Genomic DNA, 22805 nt, shown 5'->3' with positions numbered 1-22805 from the left:
TTATGGACTATTCACCGCTTCTAATATCGCTTAAAACATCGTGCTTAGCAACGGTTATAACTTTTTTTACGGGAATTTATGCAGCTTATGTAGTGGTACGGCTCAAACATTTTCAAGGTGTCGTCGATGCTATTCTAACACTTCCCTTGGTATTGCCTCCTACTGTGGTAGGCTTTATACTGTTGGTTGCTTTTGGTAAAAACAGTCTGGTGGGAAAGATCCTGCTTTCAATGGGATATTCGCTGGTCTTTTCATGGGAAGCAACGGTTGTAGCGGCAGTTGTTGTCGCCTTTCCGCTGATGTACAGAACTACGCGCGGTGCATTTGAACAATTGGACAAGAATATCATTTATGCCGCGAAAACACTTGGTATTTCTGATTGGAAAATTTTTTGGCATATCATATTGCCAAACACAAAGCATGGACTTATAGCTGGTGTCATATTATCCTTTACCCGTGCTCTCGGTGAATTTGGGGCGACGATAATGGTCGCCGGTAATATACCGGGAATAACACAAACTATATCTACCGCTATATATTCGGCTGTGCAAGCCGGAGATAATGATGCTGCTTTTTTCTGGGTGGGGATAATCATGATATTTTCTTTTGTGGTAATAGTGCTGATGAATTTATGGCTGAAAAATAGTGCACGTTATACGGCAAAAGCCCCAGTGAGGAATGAGGGCTGAAGATGACATTAAAAGTCAATATAAAAAAGCAGCTTAATGCGTTTTTACTGAATGTAAATTTTACTGTAGAGAATGGAACTTTTGCTATTTTAGGCGCTTCAGGTTGCGGGAAAAGTATGACGCTGAAATGTATTGCCGGTGTAGAAAAACCGGATAGCGGCCATATAGAGCTTGATGGAAAGGTCTTTTTTGACAGTGACAAGCGGATAGATCTACCACCGCAGAAACGGCATGCGGGATATCTTTTTCAAAACTATGCGTTATTTCCCAATATGACAGTTTGGGAAAATATCGCTTTTGTTATTGAAGGTAATAAAGAATATAAGGATGAACTCACACAGGAAAATATCGTCCGTTTTCATTTGCGAGGGCTTGAAAATGATTACCCATGCAGCCTTTCTGGAGGACAACAGCAAAGAGTGGCTTTTGCCAGAATTTTAGCTGCGCAGTCAAAGCTGTTGATGCTTGATGAACCTTTTTCCGCATTGGACAGTTATTTGAAATGGCAGCTGGAACTGGAGCTGGGTGAACTGCTCGATAAGTATAACAAAACAACACTTTTTGTATCACATAACCGTGACGAAGTATATCGTCTATGCAGCCGTATTGCCGTGATGAATAATGGAGAAATTGAAGCTATAAGTGATAAACATGGGATATTTGAAGATCCACAGACATTAACGGCTGCGATTTTGACGGGATGTAAGAATAACTCAAGGGCACATAAAGTAAATGCGCACAGCTTATATGCAGAGGATTGGCAGTTGCAACTTAGTGTCAATCAGCAAATTCCTGATGATTTGTCTTATGTCGGCTTTAGGGCACATTTTTTTGAACCGAAATCAACACAGCAGCAGGTTATGAATTGTTTTCGCGCACAGGTGCTCAAAGTAATCGAGGATACGTTCTCCTATATCATTATGGTGCGTCCTTATGGGACAGAAGGACGGCCGTTGCGCTGGGAACTTGATAAAGCTGAGTGGCTGCGTTTGAGGGAGAAGCCACTGTTTCTAACAATCCCGGAAAATAAACTTATTTTACTAAAGAAATGAGGTGATGAAATGAAATTGAGCGCAAGAAATCAATTAAAGGGTGTAGTGTGTGGGATTGATGTAGGCAGCGTAAACGACGTTGTTAAAATTAAACTCGCAAGCGGGGATATAATATCCGCGACTATTACTAAAAAGTCCGTTGAAGAACTGGGGCTTGCTGTGGGAAAAGAAGCTTATGCAATAGTGAAAGCAAGTTCAGTGATCGTTGCCGTTGATTAACAATTTATTTGGAACTAAAAAAACCATAGCAAATTGCTATGGTTTTTCGTTATTATCAATCGTAATTACAAGGATGGTGGGCAGGGATGGATTCGAACCATCGTAACCTCACGGTGACAGATTTACAGTCTGTTCCCTTTAACCACTCGGGCACCTACCCATGATAATGGTGACCCTGGCAGGATTCGAACCTGCGACCTTTTGATTCGTAGTCAAACGCTCTAATCCAACTGAGCTACAGGGCCATGATATGTAATTATAATTGAAAAGATTGGTGGGCAGGGATGGATTCGAACCATCGTAACCTCACGGTGACAGATTTACAGTCTGTTCCCTTTAACCACTCGGGCACCTACCCATAATAATGGTGACCCTGGCAGGATTCGAACCTGCGACCTTTTGATTCGTAGTCAAACGCTCTAATCCAACTGAGCTACAGGGCCATATTCTTTTCATAACTGCGATAACTATTCTAACATAGATGAATAATAGTGTCAAGAATTTTTTATAAAGCAGTTATATTAGTAATTATCATTTGACACATAAAAAAACCTGCTCCACAATTTTATTTTAGAAGCAGGTAAAAACTTATTTCGCTGAAGCATTAACTTTCTTAGCTAAGCGAGATTTACGACGAGCTGCAGCATTCTTGTGATAAATATTGTCGGCAGCAGCCTTATCTATTTTTTTGCAAGCAACAGCTAAAAGAGATTTTACATCGTCGGTATTGCCTGCTTTAACTGCATCATTAACCTTACGAAAAGCAGTTTTTACAGTAGACTTTACAGCTACGTTCTTCGCACGGCGTTCAGCATCACTTTTAACACTTTGGATTGATGATTTAATATTTGGCAAGTAATTCACCCCTTTACACTATATTTCATTAAATTATTTTATCACGTAATAATGTTAAATGCAAGACAAAGATTTTGCGGATATCGCAAATTCAGTTGATAATTTATTGTAAAATGAGATCAATATATATAAGGCAAGTAAAATTTTTACCAATAATTATCTTTAGGGGATATTCTGTATAATTTAAGATGATATGTTCAATTGGATAGTGTAATTTGTCTTAGGAGATATTTTTACAAACTAAGATAATTTATAGTGTTATTTTAATAATATAAATATAGCCTTTGTTGAAAAATTAATTATATAATGTATAATATAATTATGTATTAAATTTATTAGTACATATATTATATTTATTATCATAAAATACAGAAAATAAAGAATTAAATTTTAATTATAAGGAGGCAAATTATGTTATTAGGCGGAATTATTACTGTTCTAGTTGCTTTTGCAGCTATCATTAAAAAATATGAAGCACGTATGGTATTATGTACAGCTGGTATCGTTATGTGTATATTAGGTGGAGCAATAAATTCAGCAATTACTGCATTTACAAGTACTATGGTGCATAGTTCTTTAGTACCAACAATTTGTACAGTCATGGGGTTTTCCTTTGTAATGAGGTATACTGGCTGTGATAAGCATTTAGCTATAGCCATTTCGTCAGCAATCAAGAAAAGAAAATCGGTCCTTATTCCATTGACGATTTTAATTACCTGGTGGATCAGCGTTGCCATTCCTAGTGCGGCAGGCTGCGCTGCTGCTGTCGGAAGTATTCTTATCCCTACCCTTATAGCTGCTGGTGTGCATCCAGCTATGGCAGGCTGTGCAGTTTTGGCTGGAACTTGGGGAAGTGCTATTAGTCCTGGCACATCGCATAATCCTTTTGTGGCTCAATTAGCTAATACGGATGTAATGACTGTAATTATAAATGAAACACCAGCTGCTGTTATTGCGTCGTTTGTCGTAATAGCCGCATTAACCGGAATAGCTATTATTAATAAAGAAACTGCTAATGCGAAAAACAGTAACAAGATTGTTGCTGGAAAGGGAGCCGAAGATACTTTTAAAGTAAATCCAGTGCATGCAGTGATTCCTTTGGTTCCATTGATCTTACTGGTTTTGGGAAGTGCGCAGATTGCAATATTACCATTTGTAAGTGTTCCACTTGCAATGATTATTGGTACAATTCTTGCTATTCTCGTAACATGGTCTAATCCCCAGGATGTTTGCAAAAAATTTTTTGATGGCATGGGGAATGCATACGGTAACGTGATTGGTTTAATTGTTGCTGCTGCTGTTTTTACACAGGGAATGGCAGCTGTAGGACTTACGGACAACCTTATTGAAATAATGAAAAGCTCGCAATCATTGGCTAAAATTGCCGGAGCTTTTGGCCCATTTATTGTTGCAGTGTTATCAGGTTCAGGCGATGCCGCAGCTTTAGCTTTTAATGGTGCAATCACACCATTTGCTGAACATTTTGGAATGTCTATAATGGATCTAGGTTCATTAGCACAAATGTCGGGAGCCATTGGCCGTTCTATGTCACCAGTTGCTGGAGCCGCACTTATTTGTGCAGAATTAGCTAATGTATCTCCTATGGAATTAGCAAAGCGAAATGCTATTCCTATGTTGTTGGGAGTTGTTACTTTCATGTTGCTTTTATAAAAAATTTATTAAATAATATGGATGGCGCCTATATAAATATGGAGGGATTGTAAATATATGATTAAGGAAAAACGACTTCTAGACGAATTTTTAAGGTTGGTGCAGATTCGTTGTTCGACAAGACAGGAGCGTAAAGTTGCCGACCTTTTGACCAAGCAGCTTACTGAATTGGGTTGTACAGTACAAGAGGATAATGCCGCAAAAAAATTAAATAGTGATACAGGTAATCTTATTGCTGATTTGAAGGGGAGTATTAAAGCACCTGTACTTATGCTGACGGCACATATGGATTGTGTGGAACCGTGTGAAAATATCCATCCGCAGATAGTAGATGGCATTATCCGTTCTGATGGCAGTACTATTTTAGGGGCAGATGATAAAGCTGGTGTTGCCTCCATTTTGGAAGTACTTCGTGTTTTGAAAGAAGATAATATACCTCATGGCGATTTACAAATAGTTTTTACTGTTGCTGAAGAAGGCGGCGTTAATGGTTCCAAGAATTTGGATAAAACGCTTTTAAAAGCTGATTTAGGCTATACTTTGGATACACATGGGGCTCCAGGGAAAATAGTGATAAAAGCTCCTGGACAGAATAAAATTTTTGTCAAAGTGAAGGGAACCGCTGCCCATGCAGGGATTGCACCAGAAAAAGGCAATAATGCGATAATGGCGGTAGCTAAGATGCTAACAAAGATGCCGCAAGGACGCATTGATGAAGAAACCACTTGCAATGTAGGTCGGATTAAAGGGGGACAGGCTACCAATATTGTGGCAGAAACAGTGGAAGTCGATTGTGAAGCGCGCAGCCGTGACAAAGTAAAATTAGATGAGCTGACAAAGAACATATGTGATATTTTTGAACGAGGTGGTAGAGAAACAAGAACGCAGGTAGATGTAGAAGTAAGAAAAGCATATGATCCATATGAAATTTCCCCAAATTCACCAGTAGTGCAGATCGCAGCACAAGCCGCACAAAAAATAAACTTACCTGTTTTGCTGGAAGAATCTGGCGGTGGGAGTGATGCCAACTTTTTTAATAGCTATGGAATCCTCTGTGCTGTTTTAGGGATAGGCACGACAAATGGACATACTACTGCTGAATTTATCAAAGAAAAAGATTTATATGATACAGCCCGCTTAACTTTACAGATTGTTAAAGATGTAGCAGACATGGGGATAAAATAGCTTTTGGTATAGAATAAAAAAACAGGAACTGTGACGTAATTAGTCACAGTTCCTGTTTTTTATAGCTTAAGATTTTATTGAATAAATATGCTTTATGCACGCAGAGCTGCATCGTAATTTTTTTGCAATGCAGTAACAATATTTTTAAAAGCAGCATCTATTTCCGCGTCTGTTAATGTTTTTTCATTGGCTTGGAAGGTTAAAGAAAAGGCCAGGCTTTTTTTGTGGGCATCAATTTGCTTGCCTTCATATACATCAAATAAATCAAGAGAAATAAGATATTGTCCGGCTGATTTTGTTATTGTTTTTTCGATTGAAGCAGCATCAACAGAAGTATCAATAATTATAGCAAGATCACGCGTAGTAGCAGGGTATTTTGGCAATGGTTTGCTCTTTATGGTTTTAGCCGCATATTTGATGAGTGTGTCTATATCGGCAGAGAAGATATAAACAGGTTTGTTGATGGCAAATGCCGCTGCTGCCGAAGGATGCAGTTCGCCTACGGTGAAAATAGTGTCGCGTCCTTTTTTAAAGAGGGCGGTTTTACCAGGATGCATGGCAAAATGTTCGCCGGCTTCCACTTTGTAGCGGCTGATAGACAGGTTTTTCAATAATTCTTCAACGATGCCTTTGGCATCATAAAAATCAACTGAAGCATTGTCTTCATTCCAGCCGACTGGATTTCTGCGTCCTGCTATTGCACCGGCAACTTTCAGGTGTTCATCAGGTAGTTCAGTTACTGGTAAAGCTTTGGGCAGAAATGTAGTGCCTACTTCAAATATTTTTATGTCATTATTTTTACGGGAAAAGTTACGTGTGAGATTTTCCATTACTGAGGTTAAAAGACAGGTTCTAACCAGCGGATATTCATCGGTGAGTGGGTTCATAATAGGAATGGCCTTGCGGATAGTATGGTCAGCAGGAACGTTGAGTTTATCAAAGAGGGATGGATGTGTGAAACTAAAGGAAACTGTTTCACAGAGACCGAGGCCTACCATAATGTCTTTTATCTTATCGACAAAGGTCTGTTTTTCAGATTGTTTACCCTGTAAGGCCAGACCGGATGGGAGAGTTGAGGTTATCTTGTCGAAGCCGTAGATACGCGATACTTCTTCTGAGATATCCTGCATACAGGTAATGTCACCGCGCCATGAAGGAATATGGGCAGTAATAACGTTGTTTTTTTCTTCAGCTTTTATTTCCAGTTTAGCAAGGATATTAAGCATGGTCTGTTTGTCGAGAGCAGTTCCTAAGTGTCTGTTTACTGCTTCGACAGTAAAGTCAACTGTGGTTGGTTTTTTCTTTTCAGGATATACATCGAGGACACCTTTTACTACAGTACCAGCATTCATCTGGACGAGCAGTTGGGCAGCCCTGTCTAATGCGCGGATTGTATTTTCTATATCAGTACCGCGTTCAAAACGTCCTGAAGCTTCGGAGGCAAGTCCGCAGGAACGGGCGGTACGGCGTATGCAGGCACCATAAAACTTGGCAGCTTCGAGGACAACCGTTGTAGTTTTATCTGTGATTTCTGTTTCAAAGCCGCCCATTATACCGGCTAGTCCGGCAGCCTTTTCGGTATCAGCAATGACGAGCATGTCTTTTTTCGCTTTGCGCGAAGTATCGTCAAGCGTATGCAGTAATTCTCCTTCTATGCTGCGTCTGGCAATCAGCTTATGTCCGCTTATGGCATCATAGTCGTAAGCATGCAGCGGTTGCCCCATTTCGATCATGACAAAATTTGTCACATCTACGACATTATTTATTGCCCGTATACCGGCACCTTCAAGACGTTGCTGCATCCATTCGGGAGAAGGACCGATTTTCACGTTTTTTAACATGCGGCAGGAAAAACGCGGACAAAGATCAGCGTCTTTGATTTCGATTGAGAGCAGATCATTTATTTTATCTGAAGAATTTTCTTCAAGCGTGATAGCAGGCCATTTAGGAGTGTTCCCAGTCAATGCGGCTATTTCACGTACTAGGCCGAAAACACTGAAACAATCACTTCTGTTGGCAGTGAGTTCAAATTCAAGGATTACATCATTGAGACCGAGTAAGTCTTTGACAGGGACACCGACAGGTGTATCGGCGGGCAGTATATAAATGCCGGTCTTTTGTTTATCGGGCAGGGCTTCGAGATCAAGCTTGAGCTCTTGTGCGGAACAAAGCATACCATACGACATTACACCGCGCAGTTTTCCTTTGGAAATTTTCATGCCGTTAGGCAAGTGTGCGCCGATCATGGCAACGGGGACAATCTGTCCTTGGGCTACGTTTTGGGCGCCGGTGACTATGATGATGTTTTCTGGTAAGCCGACATTCATAGTGCAGATTTGGAGATGATCTGAATTTTCGTGTGGTTTTAATTCTTCAATGCGTCCCGTTATCACTTTTTCAAGGCCAGCCCCAGGGTCTATTATATTTTCTACGGGGACACCTGCCATTGTGAGCATATCCGCAAGTTTTTCGGGTGTTTCCTTGAAATCTATGTAATCTTTAAGCCACTTTATAGATACCTGCATGTTTAAGAGTCTCCTTTTCTTTTAAAATTGTTTTAAGAAACGTATATCATTGTCGAAAAATAAACGTAAATCTTCGATTCCATAGGAAAGCATGGCAATGCGTTCAACACCAAGGCCAAAGGCGAAACCACTAACTTTTTTCGGATCATAACCGCTCATTTCCAAAACATGTGGATGCACCATACCTGAACCTAATATTTCAAGCCAGCCGGTACCTTTGCAGACACGACAGCCTTTACCATGGCACATCACGCAGGTGATATCCACTTCAGCACTGGGTTCTGTAAAAGGGAAAAAGCTTGGACGAAAACGCAGTTCAAGATCATCGCTAAAAAGCTGGCGCATTGCTGAAGTCAGCGTTCCCTTTAGATCGGAAAAACTAATGTCCTTGTCAATACACAAACCTTCTACCTGTGTGAACATGGGAGAATGGGTGGCATCGTAATCATCACGCCGAAAGACACGGCCCGGTGCTATTATACGGATAGGGCTGTTAGGATCATGTGCCTGCATGGTTCGTGCCTGGACGGGAGATGTCTGTGTGCGCATGAGGATGTCTTCTGTTATATAAAAAGAATCCTGCATGTCGCGGGCGGGATGGTCTTTAGGTAAATTTAAGGCTTCAAAATTAAAATAATCTGTTTCTATCTGCGGGCCTTCCGCTATAGAATACCCCATACTTTTAAATATGCCTTTAATTTTATTTAAAGTCAGTGTAAGCGGATGCAGATGGCCTATTTCATGATGACGGCCAGGCAGTGTCACGTCTATTTTTTCGGTTGACAAGCGGTTGGCAAGTTCATTGGCTTTCAAAGCTGCCTGCTTGTCGTCTAATGATGTTTCCAGTTCTTTGCGAACATCGTTGACCAGTTGGCCGACGCGTGGCCTGTCTTCCGGGGCTAGTTTCCCCATACCACGCAAAATGGCAGTAAGGGAACCTTTTTTACCAAGATATTTTACGCGTTGTTCACTGAGCTCACTTAAACTAGTAGCCGCTTTTATAGCTGCTATAGCGTCTTGTTTGATTTGGGATAATTGCTGTTCCAAAATTAATACCTCCTGATGAAGTTGGGTTGATAAATTCAAAGAAAATAAAAAAACCTCCGCCCTGTAAGGGGCGAAGGTAAGGATTCGCTGTACCACCCTAATTGATACTTTAAATGCGTTAACGCCGCCGACGCAATGACTACGCAATTGGCAAAATAAATATCTATAAACAGTATAAAAAAGTTATACTGAAATATTTCTGCCGAATCTTCACCATAGAACTCAAAAGTGAATTTCTGTTCAGCCTTCTGGCATTGTTCTCAGCTGAAACAATGCTTTCTGTACAAAAAGCAAGAACATACTCTCTTTATCATCGTTAAATTACAATATAATACAATGGAAAATAAATTTTTACATTACTAAAAATTATAACATAAAACAGATGGGAAGACAATTAATGACGATTTGTCTTTACTGGTGTAATTTTGATATCAGGATAAATTTTATTTTTCAGATTGAAGAAATAATATATCGCTAATAGGGCGCAAAATATCCAACCAATGATTAGAGACATCCTGGTATCGTTATTAACCCACATACCAACCGTGACCAAAGCGAGGAAAATTATACAGAAGTAGTTACTGTACGGATAAAATGGGGATTTAAAAGGATGTTCAGCCATAATCTTTTTCCCATGTTTTTGGCGGAAATTTTTCTGGGCAACGGCTAAAACAAACCAAGCAATCATGCCGGGGAAAACACTGGCACTGTATATATATAGGAACAGTTTAGAATTTGGTATCAGGTAGTTTAAAATGACACCAATGCTTAATAATGCTATTGTAAAAATAATAGCATTTTGGGGTACACCGGTTTTTGATAATTTGCCAAGCCATTTGGGCGCCTGGTTGTTTTCTGCCAAGGTATAAAGCATACGGCCTGCACTGTAGATACCGCTGTTACAGCCAGAAAGAGCGGCTGTCAGTACAACGAAATTGATTATGCCTGCTGCTGCCGGTATGCCAATTTTAGCAAAAGTAGTTACGAAAGGACTGCCGATCATATTAAGTTGGTCCCATGGATAAATAGTGATAACTATAAAAATAGCACCAATATAAAAGATCAGGATGCGCCAAACAATTCCTTTGATGGCTTTTTTAAGCGTATGCTGTGGATGCTGTGCTTCACCTGCTGTTATGCCGACTAATTCTACGCCTTGGAAGGAAGCCGTTACAATACATAAAGCAGTGAGCATACCTGTCAGGCCATTGGGGAAAAATCCTCCGTGTGACCACAGATTGGAGAAACCGAGTGGTTGCCCGCCGTAACCAAAGCCAAATAATATAACACCGAAACCTACAATTATCATCACGACTATAGTAGTAATTTTTATGATAGAGAACCAAAATTCAAATTCACCATAATATTTTACTGCTGCTATATTTGCCAGAGCTACAATGGCCATACCGCCGAAAGCCGAGACCCACTGTGGTATTAGGGGAAACCAGAATCTTACATAAATGCCAATGGCAGTTATTTCCGAAAGGCCGACCGTCACCCATAAAAACCAGTAGCACCATGCGGTCAAATAGCCAGCAAAAGGATGGATGTATTTATAACCGTAAGAGGCAAAAGAGCCAGTTACCGGTTCTAAGTAGAGCATTTCACCCATAATACGCATTATGAAAAAGATGACAAGTCCGGCAACTCCATAGCAAAGTAGTACGGAGGGACCGGCGGTCTGGATAGTACTGGCGGAGCCCATAAAGAGCCCTACACCAATAGTTCCACCTAGAGCGATCATTTCGACATGACGTGCTTTGAGATTGCGTTGTAATTTCTTTTCTTCCATTTATTTCACCCCATAATTTACCATATTTGTTCAAACTTCGGTATTATAAAAATACAGCTGCACTTTACAGTCAAAGCAGCACAAATAGTCTGAACTGGGGAAATAGGATAAAGGTTGCTTAGTGCGGCTAGTAGTGAAAATAGTAATAGGAAGTTTGAAGTGATTAATTTCAAAGAACGATTTTATTAAAGTCAGCAATTGTTTTGATTAATTTGTCAATATTTTTGAGTAGCGCAAGTCGATTGTTTTTAATTTTTTCATCTTTATCCATAACCATTACCTTATTAAAGAAATTATCAATGGGAGTGGATAGGGTGGCAAGCTTATCTATGATAGTATTGTAATCATTTCCCAATGCTTGAAGCTCGTTTTTAACATCGAGATAGCTTTGGTACAATGCTTTTTCTTCGGGAACGGAAAATAGCGTTTTGTCGATTGTGAAAAGATTCTGTTTGGCAATGTTGCCAACACGGACAAAGGATTGGATCGCACCGGTCAAATCTTCTGTCTTTAATTTATTATTGAGGGCGAGTGCTTTTTCGTAAACGGCGTAGACGTTGTCAATGTCACCGAGTACGGAATCTACTATGTCATAACGGATAGCTGCTTCTGTAAGCACATTTTTAAGACGTAGTTTTATAAACTCAATGATACTGGCAGCTAAGGCGTTTTGTTTGTCTGCACTTATTGACAGCAATTCCATGGTCTTTTCGATAAAAGCATTTAAGGAAATATTCATCTTAGCGCTGATTAATGTGTTGACAATCCCCAGTGCCTGACGACGCAGGGCAAAGGGGTCCTGTGAGCCGGTAGGAATTAGGCCACGGCTGAAGGTAGCTGTGATGGTGTCCATTTTATCAGCAAGGCTGACGAGCTGACCTGGTACTGTGGAGGGAAGCTTGTCACCGGCAAAACGCGGCATATAATGTTCGTCTATTGCTTTGGCGACACTTTCATCTTCGCCGTCAAGCAGTGCATATTCGCGTCCCATTATACCTTGCAGTTCGGTAAATTCGCATACCATAGCGGTAACGAGATCGGCTTTGGCAAGCAGTGCTGCCCGTTTGGCAGATCTTTCTACAGAAGGGGCTATTTCGCATACAGCAGCTAGATATTCGGTAAGCTTTTGCAAGCGCAGCGCTTTATCATAAACACTGCCAAGGCCTTCCTGAAATACTACAGTTTTTAATTTTTCCAGATAGTCGACAAGTTTCTTTTTCCGATCTTCGTCAAAGAAAAATTGCGCGTCAGCAAGACGGGCCCTTAGTACGCGTTCATTACCATGCTGGACAGTGGACAGTGCTTTATCACCGCCGTTGCGGATGGTAATAAACAGCGGCAGCAGGTTGCCGGCATCATCAATAACAGGGAAATAGCGTTGATGTTCACGCATAGGAGTGATGACTGCTTCCTTAGGCAGTTTGAGATATTTTTCTTCGAATTTGCCGCATAATGCAGTAGGGTATTCAACCAGATAGGTTACTTCTTCTAAAAGATCTTCCGTTATCTGGGCATGGCCATTGTTTTTGGCGGCAAGGGCATTGATTTGTTCCTTGATCATGTCACGCCGTTTATTTTGGTCGACAACGATAAATAATTTTTTCATCGCTTTTTTATAATCTGAAGCGTTTTCTATTACATGCGTTCCATCACTTAAAAATCTATGGCCGCGTGTTTTGTTGCCGGAATGTACGTTCGCTATTGTAAAGGGGATGATTTCATCACCCAAAAGAGCTACAATCCAGCGGATAGGACGGACAAAACGAAAATCAAGATTGCCCCAGCGCATATTTTTAGGGAAACTGAGGTCTTCAATCAATTGCGGCAGAATGCTGGGCAGCAGTTCAACTGTACGTTGGCCTTGTTCATGTACAGCCGCATAGACGTAACCGTCTTTGACCGTGAGCTGGTCAACCGCTATATTTTTGCCGCGGGCAAAACCGATAGCCGCCTTTGTCGGTTTATTATCAGCATCAAAAGCAATTTTTATAGAGGGACCTTTGTGTTCTGTAGAAATGTCAGCTTGTTTTTTCGCCAGCTCTTTTATGAAAAGGGCAATACGGCGTGGTGTCCCATATGTTTTTACTTCAGCAAAATCAATATGCAGTTCAGAAAACTTTGCTTCAGCTTTTTCTTTCAGCTGTTTGAGAATAGCAGGCATAAAATGGGCAGGGATTTCTTCAGTGCCTATTTCCAACAATAAATCTTTGCTCATTATTTGTCACCTCGTTTTAACATCGGATAACCAAGATCTTTTCTCTGTTTTAAATAACATTTGGCACATAACCGGGAAAGGTTTCTTACACGGCCAATGAAAGCTGTGCGTTCTGATACACTGATGGCACCACGGGCATCAAGCAGGTTAAAGGTGTGCGAGCATTTCAGCACATAATCATAGGCAGGATGGACAAAACCAAGCTTGATTATACGCAGGGCTTCTTTTTCGTATTTGTCGAATAGATCAAAAAGGAGCGCTGCATCCGATAATTCAAAATTGTAGGTTGATTGTTCAAATTCATTTTGTTTGAATACATCACCATAGGTGTAGGCGCCTGACCAAACGAGATCAAATACATTTTCTTTCCCTTGGATATACATTGCCAGACGTTCCAAACCATAAGTGATTTCTGAAGCTACTGGTTTTATATCAACACTGCCTACTTGTTGGAAATAGGTGAACTGGGTGATTTCCATGCCGTCTAACCAGACTTCCCAACCGAGTCCCCAGGCACCGAGTGTGGGGGATTCCCAGTTATCTTCGACGAAACGGATATCATGTTCTTCAGGATTGATATTGAGCTTTTTAAGGCTGGCCAGATAAAGTTCCTGGATATTATCCGGTGAAGGCTTCATAATTACTTGGAACTGGTGATGCTGGAAAAGCCTGTTTGGATTTTCTCCATAACGTCCGTCAGCAGGGCGGCGGGATGGTTCAACATATGCTACATGCCAAGGTTCAGGCCCCAATACGCGTAAAAAAGTGGAAGGATTCATCGTCCCTGCGCCCTTTTCTACATCGTAAGCCTGAGCTAGAATGCAGCCTTGCTCAGACCAAAATTTTTGTAACGTCAGGATAATTTCCTGAAATGTCATCAAAATAAAAACCTCCTTGAGTAAAATAGTATTTTTTACAGCAGACATGAGAAAATTCGTTGATATATAAAATAAAAATCCGTCCCTGTGATGCTTTAAAACATCACAGGGACGGATTTGTTTATAATCCGCGGTTCCACCCTGATTGGCAATATGCCCGCTTTTTAATCTGCAATTAAGTTTATGCTCGCAGTCTGCCCTCCGATTTTGGCAGCGCCTTTCACTGTCACGCCTCGCTTTATTTTAAAATCGAATAATACTGTTCATCGCAAGCATTTTTAGTCTAGCAGATAAAATAATACTTGTCAATGAGAGCTTTAGATGAAGGGAATATCCTTGAATTTTATCTGCCTTCATAAAATATTTATTTACGCCATAAGATATCTGCTGCTGGGCTTAACTTTTCTTTGATCTTGTCCGGCAGCGCAGAAAGTGGCTCTTTACAATATTCCTGTATTGGTTTATGCATTTCCTTCAGTGCCCATTTCATGATGGGGTTAAAGGTAGGATATATTTCGTAAAAACTCATATATTTGTCTATCTGGTGCTGCAAATTTTTTATTTGTCCCAAATCTTCCTGACGTAATGCTGTGGCGATTTCATGACAAAGCTTGGGATAAACATTAGAGATTGCGCCGATACAACCATTGCCGCCGGAGATAACAGAAGGGATGCAGTTATTGTCATAACCGGTGAAAATAGCAAAGTTAGGATATTTACTTTTAATATCTATGATGTATTTCTGGGTATGGCGTAAGACTGGATGTGTATCTTTTACGCCAACAAGATTTTTGTGTGTTGCTAATAAGCGGAGAATGGTATCACTGGATATATCGTAGCCAGTACGGTCAGCAAAATTATAAATGAATACATTGCCATGAATTTGTGTAAGGACACTGTCATAATAATTAAATATATCCGTTTGGCTGCAAGCACTATAATAAGGACCTACGATAATTGCCGCATCTGCGCCTGCCTCCAAGGCTATGTTGGAAAGGCTGATTGTTTCAGATTTTGCCATGCGCCCAGTACCGGCGAGAACAATACCGCGGTGGTTGATGTACTTTATGGCATCGAGGATAAGGGCTTTTACTTCATCATAGGTGAATGCGTAAAATTCGCCTGCACTACCACCGCTTAAAACACCATCTATTCCCGCTTCGATAAGATTGTCATACAGCTTATGCATATCTTCATAAAGTACATTACCTTGCTTATCTATTGATGTTAAAATGGGGCAAATATATTTACATTCCATGAAATTCATTCTCCTTTTAAATTTTTCTGTTTAAATCATATACGAGATCCATGTCGGCCCACCATTCGTCTTTAGTTGCGCCTTCTATGCGCGTTTGACAGGGATCAGTTTCCTTCCACCAACGTAAAGTTTCCGGGTCATGTTCCATTTTTGCCATGTCATATTTGTAATCGTCACCGCAATATTCCATGATAGAGAAAAGCAGGTCATCACGGTTGAAAATTTTGTATTTGCTTATGCCACATTCTTTAATCATTTTATTTACACCGGGATATGGGGCGGCATGTAGTTTTTTGTAATAGGCAGCTTTATCGGGACGGAGTCGTATTACATTGGCAATAATTTGTGGCTTATTTATTTTATATAGTTTTTTAGCATTTTTACTGAAGAAATCTGCATCATCATGAAAGTACTCGCGCAATAGATTTAAATGTTCATTGAAAGATGAATAGAGCGAAATAACTGGAAAATTTGATGCATACAGTAATTGTGACGGAGCGAAAGTACTTGTCAGAAAATCGAGTAGTTCACGCACAAATATTTTATTTTGTGTGGGGATACCAGATAATTTACAATAGATGTTTGGCAGCTTTGCCAAATTTTCCATATCCCTTTTATAGCCGGCAGTGAGTTTTGTTACATTGCCGCAATGGTTAATCACAGCTGTTACTTGGGGCACAGTGGATAGGGATTTATATAGGTCGGACAATTCTTCTGTGCGGTTACAGCTTTCAAAAAGAAGCTTATTTTCCGCTAGGATTTCTAAGCCTTCAATAAAATCTTTTTCAAGACACCGCCCCGGTGATGCTTGTTTTACATGAAGGGGTTCCCTGACACCTACGATGCCGAGAGGAAGCCGCATACTTTTGTGGAGCTGGGCATGTGCTATTTTAGCAAGTATCAATGGATGGTTTAATTGGCAAATATAGTCATCTTCTTTTTTAGTGTCATCACAGTCTACTTCTACATAAACCCCACCTTTAAAGATTACGTCATGATGTTCAGCATATGCCTTGCAAAGATCATCCATCGCGTAACTTTTGTTTATTGCAGGGCATGATTTGAGCCAAGGCAAGTTCAGAACATTTAGATCCCAGATATGAAAATGACTGTCAAAGATTTCTAACATTTTTTCCTCCAATCATGTTTTAGATTAGTGATATTTAATGAGCTACCATTTTTGGTTTGCATCCTTTAAAGCTATACCAGGCGACAAACAAATAACATGGTGCTAAAAGTAAATAGCCAGCAGCTATGCCGAAGTTATCAGCTACATGTCCCATGAAGAAAGGCATAATCGCACCGCCGCCAATGCTCATAATAAGGATGCTTGAAGCTGTTTTTACAAGATTTTCTGGTATGTGTACTATGCTTAAAGCAAAAATTGTAGGGAAGCTGATGGACATGAAGAAAAAAGAAGCAATTAGTAACACTACGCTTATACTGCCTGAAGTAACGTTAAGGAGCAGCATTAGGAAAACATTGATAATGGAATATATTCCCAGAATTTTATTGGCACTAAATTTTTTCATCAATGGAGTAGTTATAATTCTACCGACCATGAAGGCAATCAAAGCTATGCCAAAGAAATAAGAAGCTCTGGTGTCTGATAAGGCATGCCAGTGTTCAACGCTATAGTTTATGAAAAAGGCACCCGCGCCTACTTGCGCGGCTATATAGAAAAATTGGGCTAATACGCCGAAGCAAAAATGACGATAGCTAAAAAGCTGTCCATAGGAACCGTTGCCTTGAGCTTTATCTTCACCGTTAGAAATCTCTGAACCTTCTGGTAACTTTACTAATAGAAAAATTAGGAGCAGGCATATGACAATGGCAGCTATGCCGACGTAAACCATTTGTACATTCTGCATATTGGATATTATATCAGAGCCATTGGTAATGGAAAGAAATAAACTGCCACCTATAATAGGGCCGATAAATTGACCGACACCATTAAAACTTTGGGCTACATTAATACGAAAAGCAGCATCTTTATCATGCCCCAGCTTAGTTATATAAGGATTGGCATTTGTTTCCAAGCTGGCAAGACCGCAGGCAAGGATGAAAAAGGCACCGAGAAACATGAGAAAATTGTGTACATTACTTGCAGGAATAATTAATAAGGCTCCTACAGCATACAAAAATAATCCCATTATAATACCGCCTTTAAATCCGTACTTTTTGGCTATTAATGATGCTGGTGTGGCAAATATGAAATAACCGCCAAAATAAGCTGCTTGAAGCAGTCCGGAGGTAGCTTTAGTAATACCTAATTGATTTTGGAAGTTCTTATTCATAACATCGAGTAATCCGTAACTTAATCCCCATAGGAAAAATAAGATAGTAACCAGGCAAAAAGCAATTTTTATGATTTTAGTATTTGCATTATTTCTCATGTCCTTTTCCTTTCTTAAGTTAAAGCTCGATCAAGATGGACGTACCCACCATCGACAAATATCCATTGGGCTGTAGTATGTGAAGATATAGGAGATAATACAAAAACTGCTGTAGCGGCAATTTCTTCTATTGTAGTAAAACGATGTTCATAGGGAATTTTATCAGTAATTATTTTTTTACGTGCTTCAGGATCAGCAAAAGTTTTAATCCATTTGGCATAAAGTGGTGTCCAACATTCGCTGACAACTATGGCATTACTTCTTACATGATCCTTAAAAAGGGCGGAAGCCCATTCACGTGTCAGACCGAGGATAGCTCCTTTGGCAGCGGCGTAAGCACTCGTTTTTCCTTGGCCGGTAAAGGCTGTTTTGGAGGTGATATTAAGAATTGAACCGCGGCTGGCTTTTAGATACTTAACTGATGCGTGGACGAGTTCATAATAATGGGTTAAATTACCGTGCAGGCTTTTTTCAAATTCTTGCCATGAAGTGGTTTCTAAATCTTTGTTGTCATTTGCACCAGCATTATTGACAATGCCATATATGCTGCCATACCTTTTGGCGATATCATCTACTATAGGTTTTATTTTGTCTGCTTCGTTTAAATCAATTTGGATAAATTCATAATTATCAGTATGTTTTTCTAAACGTTCCTTGAAGGCAGGTAAAATACTAGAACGTGATAAAATTATGGGGATAGCACCTTCTTTTGCTAATTCAAGAGTAATACCACTGCCAATCCCTTTTCCACCGCCTGTAATCAAGACAACTTTTTTATTTAGTTGTAAATCCATAGAAATCCCTCCTAAAGTTATTTTATGTTTGTTTTAAACTGTGGTCGCAAGCCGCCAGATAGAAAAATCGTTTTGTTGGTTTATTTCGGCTTTTGTCATTTTTCCATTGCTTACCGATACAATAAAATCTAAAATTTCTTCGCCCATTTGCTGAACATTTTTTTCTCCTTCGATAATGGCGCCGGCATTTAAATCTATAGTATCATTCATGTTTTTAAATATTTCGGAGTTAGAAGATACCTTTATGGTCGGAGTAATGGGACTGCCGGTAGGCGTTCCCCGTCCTGTCGTGAACACACAAACATTACATCCACCAGCGACCATGCCGCTTAATTGTTCAATATCATTTCCTGGTGTATTCATAAGAGTGAGACCTTTGTCAGTTATTTGTTCGGCATATTGTTTAACAGCTATTACTGGCTGGTTGCCTGCTTTATAAATACAGCCCAATGATTTTTCTTCAATACTGCTGAGCCCCCCTTCGATATTTCCTGGGCTTGGATTAGCACCACGGATATCAGCATGTGCATGAATAACAGCTTCTTCAAAATTTTTAACGGTATCAAGAATTTGCTGTTTTATTATTGGATTTTTGGCGCGTTCAGCCAAAAGATGTTCTGCCCCAATTAATTCGGTGGTTTCTGCAAGAATGACGCTGCCGCCTTGTTCAATGACGATATCAGAAACTGTGCCAAGACTGGGATTAGCACTTAAGCCAGAAAAACTGTCGCTGCCACCGCATTCGGTACCTAAAACAATATCTGCTAGGGAGCCGGCAGCCTTTTTTTCTTGGAGAGCTTCTGCGAGCATTTCCTTTACGATTTTTGTTCCTTGTCTGATAGTAGCATTGACACCTCCTGCCTTTTGGATTATAAGGTATTGTACTTTTTTATACGGAGAACGTTTCTGGATCTCTTTGGCGACAACATCTGCTTGCACACCTTCGCAACCGAGACCGACCACTAATACACCGTATACATTCGGGTTCGCAGCTGTACCGACGATTACCGATTTCGTCTGCAAGGCATCATATGATAATTCACTGCAACCGTGCTGATGTGTCACATAAACAACGTTGGTTTCTGGTGAAGTGGCTGTATTACTGTAAATGACTGTATTGGCTATGCGGGCGGCCACATTGTTTGCACAATGTACACTAGGAATGACGAGAATGTGGTTGCGTAGACCAAAGCTGCCATCACTTCTACGAAAGCCCATAAGTGCGTATTTTTTATTGCTGTGTGCAATATTTAAAGAAGGATGGGAACTTTGCTTAATTTCTCTTACTGATGAATCTGTATCGCCTCGCCCGCGTTCACCTTCAAGGTTGTGGATATGAACCCATTGGCCTGCTTTTATAGCACAAATGGCAATACCAATATGTGACGCATATTTTATAACTGGATTACCCTGGGCAATGTCTTTAATAGCAAACTTATGGCCTTGTGGTATATCTTGAAGGAGAAGCGTACCTAGAACAGTATCACCCTTGTGTAAGGATGCCAAGGCTGTAGCGACATTGTCCAGTTTATTTACATGGATTGCTTTCATTAGAATCTTCCTCTTCGTTTGCATATATTAATATAGTTTGTATATACTTACAAGAAAAGTATAACAAAACTATAAACAGCCGTCAAGCTAATATTTAAACAAATGATTCTAATATAAATTTTCTGTTAACTATACAAAAACACCTTGCATGCTCTGGTTAGAGTTTAGCAAGGTGTTTATATAAGTTGGTTTTTAAATTGGCTATTAATCGGAGAATAGTTTTATGCCATCAGGCAATGCTGAAATTTCTGTCTCAATAGCCCTTTGATGAAATTGTAGAACATTTATTATATGCATTATTTTTTCAGGGTTGGAGCGGAAAATAGGCAGGCTTACACTAATGGCAGCATAGATTTTATTTTTTATTTTTATTGGAACTGCAATGCATTCGATATCAATGTTTGTTTCCCCAACTTCGTGGGCATAACCTTTCTGTCTGACTGCGGACAAAATTTTTAGGAGTGTGTTTTTGTCAGTAACAGTGTTCGCAGTATACGCAGAAAGACCTTCTGGATATAATGCTGCGATTTCTTTGCTAGACAGGTCACTGAGCAGACACCTTCCCAATGCAGTTGCGTAAGCCTTGATGGTTTTTCCGGCAGATGATTCGATGCGGATTGCCTGTTTAGGTTCGGTTTTTTCAATATAAAGCACGTCGTTTCCATCCAGAACGCCGAGTTGGCATATTTCATCACAGGCAATGACGATTTCACGCATATGGGGTTTGAGAATATATAAATAACTGAGCGAATGGGCATAGGCATAACCTAATTTGAAAGCACTTTTACCGATTGAGATGACCGTTCCGGTATTTTCGAGGTACTCCTTTTTTACAAGTGTTGTAATAATCGGATGAAGTGTTCCTTTTGCTATACCCGTATTATGCGAAATTTCAGTCAAAGTAAGACCTTTTTTACTATTGTATATCGCTTCAAAAATATTTAAGACCCGAAGCGTAGGCATGTGTAGTTTATCCATATTTAAATTATAGCTATTTAATAATTTCTTGTAAAGATAATAAAATCGCTTACAATTATTATACTGTCCTGCTAAAAAAGTTTTAACATTTATTAGGTCGGTATAAAATTTTAAGCGATTTTTATTAAAGAGTCATTTTTCTTCGTTATTGTAAAATTGTTGCAGGTCATAGCGAAGTGATTCCATGGCACGTCTGGCTATGGCCACGTGGCAGTCAGGGGTACATATAGAGCAATGGCTGCACAATTTATCAATCGCGCTGATCGCTTTTTCAATATTTTCGAAATCAGTATTATTTTTCATTTATCTATACCTTTAAAAAGAGAATGCTTATTGCTGCGTAAAGATGTTTGGATAGCTTTGGCGTAGTGAAGCAGCAATGGTTTCCCCGATTATTCTTTTTCCGGTGGCGTCAGGATGAAGACCGTCAGTCGTCAAATTGCTTTTAAGTAAGCCTTGGTTGTCAGAAAGAAGTAAATATGTGTCTATCGAACCAGGATAGGACAATATCCAATGGTTGAGTAAGGATAACTGTTCCTGCCAGTCAGGCGCGGGGGTGATATCAATAGTTTCTTGCATTTTTTGCGGACAGATAGGGCTGGCTGTGACCATGACGGGGATTATATGATTTTTTATGCATAAATCCCGTATTGCAGAAAGGTTCTGGATGGATTCTTCTGCGCTGACACCGGTACGGACATCATTTACACCACCCATTATAACTAAAATGCGCGGATGAAAGGGTAATACATCTTTGGCAAAACGCTGCAGCATAGCAGCTGTTGTGTCACCGCTGTAACCGAGGTTTAAAACCGGTACGGAAGAATAAGTCTGCCAGTCATATAATGTATAACCGGGAGGTGTGCTGATGGCACCACCGCCGTGGGTAATACTGTCTCCTAATGCAGCTGTTGTTATATTTTGTGTAGTGACATAAAATTTGACAGGTGCTGACCAACGACTTATGGGAAGGTTATTAATATCACGTGCTTGTACCGTCCAATAGTATTGGCCGGCTTGTGTATAGGAAGCCGGATCATAAAAATCGAATGAATCGTGGCCATCAACTTGATATTCATTAATAAGTTTAGCAGGTGTTAAACTATTATCATCTTCACCGTAATAGATACGAACAGTATATTTGGCGGCACGTAAGTATGGTATCCATGAGTATACGGGATAAAGAGGGGTATAAGCCATTTGCTCAAATTGGGTAGTGGTAATGGGACTGTTGGCGTTAATGGAAGCTTTGTTTAAAGGCTCGGGCTGGCTGTAATTATTTACGGGTTGGCCATCATAATCTAAACCGCGTACCTGCCATAGAAATTTGCCAGGGTTTTCAGGTAAAGACTTTGCATCAAGCTCATAACCTGCGGCATATATAGGTTTTATATTTAGTACCTGCTGCATGGTAACTGGATCGATAATATTTAGTTCGTATTGGACGGCACTGGCAATGGGCGGCCACACGAGGCTGATTTTTTCTATTTTTTCCTGCTCTTGTACAGCTTTCGTGGGAGTAGGAACAGCTGCATATGTATAGGAAAACTGTAAGGCAAGCAAGGTGGTAACGCAAGATATTAGTATGGCTTTAAACAAATGTAACGCACATCCTTTAAAGAATTTTTGAAAGTTGGTATGGAAATGATAAAAGAAAATATCAAACATTATTATACCATAAATTATTTTGGGCTAAGAAA

At 40.0% G+C, this 22805-nt stretch carries 19 protein-coding genes and 4 tRNA genes; 5 read left to right on the top strand and 18 right to left on the bottom strand.

What is annotated here, in order from left to right:
* The first annotated feature begins 2 nt into the window (after positions 1 to 2).
* The 3 genes from modB to EDC37_RS12370 are packed head-to-tail and all read left to right on the top strand — an operon-like array spanning position 3 to position 1960.
* Entirely contained in the window at positions 3 to 689 is a 687-nt protein-coding gene (gene modB / locus EDC37_RS07350; RefSeq protein WP_132549707.1) for a molybdate ABC transporter permease subunit, read from the top strand.
* A gap of 2 nt (positions 690 to 691) precedes the next feature.
* Positions 692 to 1741, top strand: a complete 1050-nt coding sequence (locus EDC37_RS07345; RefSeq protein WP_196589953.1) for a sulfate/molybdate ABC transporter ATP-binding protein — start codon at positions 692 to 694, stop codon at positions 1739 to 1741.
* 9 nt (positions 1742 to 1750) lie between these two features.
* Positions 1751 to 1960: a TOBE domain-containing protein gene (locus EDC37_RS12370; protein ID WP_196589952.1), complete on the top strand. Its 210-nt coding sequence runs from the start codon at positions 1751 to 1753 to the stop codon at positions 1958 to 1960.
* A gap of 74 nt (positions 1961 to 2034) precedes the next feature.
* Here the strand turns inward: EDC37_RS12370 and EDC37_RS07340 are convergent.
* From EDC37_RS07340 to rpsT, 5 genes are all read right to left on the bottom strand, one after another.
* A tRNA-Tyr gene (locus EDC37_RS07340) sits at positions 2035 to 2120 on the bottom strand.
* A gap of 7 nt (positions 2121 to 2127) precedes the next feature.
* Positions 2128 to 2205 (bottom strand) — tRNA-Arg (locus tag EDC37_RS07335).
* Between the two features lie 27 nt (positions 2206 to 2232).
* Positions 2233 to 2318, bottom strand: a tRNA-Tyr gene (locus EDC37_RS07330).
* 7 nt (positions 2319 to 2325) lie between these two features.
* Positions 2326 to 2403 (bottom strand) — tRNA-Arg (locus EDC37_RS07325).
* A gap of 145 nt (positions 2404 to 2548) precedes the next feature.
* Complete coding sequence (gene rpsT / locus EDC37_RS07320; RefSeq protein WP_132549704.1) at positions 2549 to 2815, bottom strand: 30S ribosomal protein S20; 267 nt, start codon at positions 2813 to 2815, stop codon at positions 2549 to 2551.
* 411 nt (positions 2816 to 3226) lie between these two features.
* Between rpsT and dcuC the strand changes: the two genes are divergently transcribed.
* Positions 3227 to 4486 carry a C4-dicarboxylate transporter DcuC gene (gene dcuC / locus EDC37_RS07315; RefSeq protein WP_231040137.1) on the top strand — a complete coding sequence of 420 codons (1260 nt, stop codon included), beginning with the start codon at positions 3227 to 3229 and terminating at the stop codon, positions 4484 to 4486.
* A gap of 57 nt (positions 4487 to 4543) precedes the next feature.
* A complete protein-coding gene (locus EDC37_RS07310; protein ID WP_132549698.1) occupies positions 4544 to 5671 on the top strand; it encodes a M20/M25/M40 family metallo-hydrolase in 1128 nt (375 codons plus the stop codon).
* A gap of 92 nt (positions 5672 to 5763) precedes the next feature.
* Here the strand turns inward: EDC37_RS07310 and pheT are convergent, their stop codons facing one another.
* The 13 genes from pheT to EDC37_RS07250 all read right to left on the bottom strand — a co-directional run bounded on the left by pheT (position 5764) and on the right by EDC37_RS07250 (position 22704).
* On the bottom strand, positions 5764 to 8196 hold the full coding sequence (gene pheT, locus EDC37_RS07305; RefSeq protein WP_132549695.1) for a phenylalanine--tRNA ligase subunit beta: 2433 nt from the start codon (positions 8194 to 8196) through the stop codon (positions 5764 to 5766).
* Between the two features lie 21 nt (positions 8197 to 8217).
* Positions 8218 to 9243 carry a phenylalanine--tRNA ligase subunit alpha gene (gene pheS / locus EDC37_RS07300; RefSeq protein ID WP_132549692.1) on the bottom strand — a complete coding sequence of 342 codons (1026 nt, stop codon included), beginning with the start codon at positions 9241 to 9243 and terminating at the stop codon, positions 8218 to 8220.
* A 394-nt stretch (positions 9244 to 9637) separates the two neighbouring features.
* On the bottom strand, positions 9638 to 11035 hold the full coding sequence (locus EDC37_RS07295; RefSeq protein ID WP_132549689.1) for an amino acid permease: 1398 nt from the start codon (positions 11033 to 11035) through the stop codon (positions 9638 to 9640).
* Between the two features lie 169 nt (positions 11036 to 11204).
* On the bottom strand, positions 11205 to 13250 hold the full coding sequence (glyS, locus tag EDC37_RS07290; RefSeq protein ID WP_132549686.1) for a glycine--tRNA ligase subunit beta: 2046 nt from the start codon (positions 13248 to 13250) through the stop codon (positions 11205 to 11207).
* The gene (gene glyQ, locus EDC37_RS07285) at positions 13250 to 14128 is read right to left on the bottom strand and encodes a glycine--tRNA ligase subunit alpha (RefSeq protein ID WP_132549835.1); all 879 of its coding nucleotides are present in this window, start codon (positions 14126 to 14128) and stop codon (positions 13250 to 13252) included. The genes glyS and glyQ overlap by 1 nt, the downstream gene beginning before the upstream one ends.
* Positions 14129 to 14492: 364 nt before the next feature.
* Positions 14493 to 15386: a dihydrodipicolinate synthase family protein gene (locus EDC37_RS07280; protein WP_132549683.1), complete on the bottom strand. Its 894-nt coding sequence runs from the start codon at positions 15384 to 15386 to the stop codon at positions 14493 to 14495.
* Positions 15387 to 15402: 16 nt separating this feature from the next.
* Complete coding sequence (locus EDC37_RS07275; protein WP_132549680.1) at positions 15403 to 16515, bottom strand: L-rhamnose mutarotase; 1113 nt, start codon at positions 16513 to 16515, stop codon at positions 15403 to 15405.
* Between the two features lie 34 nt (positions 16516 to 16549).
* Positions 16550 to 17782, bottom strand: coding sequence for a sugar MFS transporter (locus EDC37_RS07270; RefSeq protein ID WP_132549678.1), 1233 nt, complete (start codon positions 17780 to 17782; stop codon positions 16550 to 16552).
* Between the two features lie 14 nt (positions 17783 to 17796).
* On the bottom strand, positions 17797 to 18576 hold the full coding sequence (locus tag EDC37_RS07265) for an SDR family oxidoreductase (protein ID WP_132549675.1): 780 nt from the start codon (positions 18574 to 18576) through the stop codon (positions 17797 to 17799).
* A gap of 33 nt (positions 18577 to 18609) precedes the next feature.
* Positions 18610 to 20127 (bottom strand): UxaA family hydrolase, encoded by a 1518-nt coding sequence (locus tag EDC37_RS07260; RefSeq protein ID WP_132549672.1) that lies wholly within the window; start codon positions 20125 to 20127, stop codon positions 18610 to 18612.
* A 204-nt stretch (positions 20128 to 20331) separates the two neighbouring features.
* Positions 20332 to 21090 carry an IclR family transcriptional regulator gene (locus EDC37_RS07255; protein ID WP_196589950.1) on the bottom strand — a complete coding sequence of 253 codons (759 nt, stop codon included), beginning with the start codon at positions 21088 to 21090 and terminating at the stop codon, positions 20332 to 20334.
* Between the two features lie 147 nt (positions 21091 to 21237).
* Positions 21238 to 21408, bottom strand: a complete 171-nt coding sequence (locus tag EDC37_RS12275; RefSeq protein WP_165874480.1) for a hypothetical protein — start codon at positions 21406 to 21408, stop codon at positions 21238 to 21240.
* 27 nt (positions 21409 to 21435) lie between these two features.
* Positions 21436 to 22704: an SGNH/GDSL hydrolase family protein gene (locus tag EDC37_RS07250; protein WP_165874479.1), complete on the bottom strand. Its 1269-nt coding sequence runs from the start codon at positions 22702 to 22704 to the stop codon at positions 21436 to 21438.
* Positions 22705 to 22805 lie beyond the last annotated feature (101 nt).

Origin of the sequence: Pectinatus cerevisiiphilus, from assembly GCF_004341685.1 — a bacterium.
Classification (GTDB): Bacteria; Bacillota; Negativicutes; order Selenomonadales; family Selenomonadaceae; genus Pectinatus; species Pectinatus cerevisiiphilus.
Note: the sequence above shows the minus strand (reverse complement) of the source record. Positions and strands in the feature narration are given on the sequence as shown.

Coding starts and splice junctions, on each gene's coding strand:
- modB (WP_132549707.1), top strand. CDS start 3: ATGGACTATTCACCGCTTCTAATATCGCTTAAAACATCGTGCTTAGCA.
- EDC37_RS07345 (WP_196589953.1), top strand. CDS start 692: ATGACATTAAAAGTCAATATAAAAAAGCAGCTTAATGCGTTTTTACTG.
- EDC37_RS12370 (WP_196589952.1), top strand. CDS start 1,751: ATGAAATTGAGCGCAAGAAATCAATTAAAGGGTGTAGTGTGTGGGATT.
- dcuC (WP_231040137.1), top strand. CDS start 3,227: ATGTTATTAGGCGGAATTATTACTGTTCTAGTTGCTTTTGCAGCTATC.
- EDC37_RS07310 (WP_132549698.1), top strand. CDS start 4,544: ATGATTAAGGAAAAACGACTTCTAGACGAATTTTTAAGGTTGGTGCAG.
- pheT (WP_132549695.1), bottom strand. CDS start 8,196: ATGCAGGTATCTATAAAGTGGCTTAAAGATTACATAGATTTCAAGGAA.
- EDC37_RS07295 (WP_132549689.1), bottom strand. CDS start 11,035: ATGGAAGAAAAGAAATTACAACGCAATCTCAAAGCACGTCATGTCGAA.
- glyS (WP_132549686.1), bottom strand. CDS start 13,250: ATGAGCAAAGATTTATTGTTGGAAATAGGCACTGAAGAAATCCCTGCC.
- glyQ (WP_132549835.1), bottom strand. CDS start 14,128: ATGACATTTCAGGAAATTATCCTGACGTTACAAAAATTTTGGTCTGAG.
- EDC37_RS07280 (WP_132549683.1), bottom strand. CDS start 15,386: ATGGAATGTAAATATATTTGCCCCATTTTAACATCAATAGATAAGCAA.
- EDC37_RS07275 (WP_132549680.1), bottom strand. CDS start 16,515: ATGTTAGAAATCTTTGACAGTCATTTTCATATCTGGGATCTAAATGTT.
- EDC37_RS07270 (WP_132549678.1), bottom strand. CDS start 17,782: ATGAGAAATAATGCAAATACTAAAATCATAAAAATTGCTTTTTGCCTG.
- EDC37_RS07265 (WP_132549675.1), bottom strand. CDS start 18,576: ATGGATTTACAACTAAATAAAAAAGTTGTCTTGATTACAGGCGGTGGA.
- EDC37_RS07260 (WP_132549672.1), bottom strand. CDS start 20,127: ATGAAAGCAATCCATGTAAATAAACTGGACAATGTCGCTACAGCCTTG.
- EDC37_RS07255 (WP_196589950.1), bottom strand. CDS start 21,090: ATGCCTACGCTTCGGGTCTTAAATATTTTTGAAGCGATATACAATAGT.
- EDC37_RS12275 (WP_165874480.1), bottom strand. CDS start 21,408: ATGAAAAATAATACTGATTTCGAAAATATTGAAAAAGCGATCAGCGCG.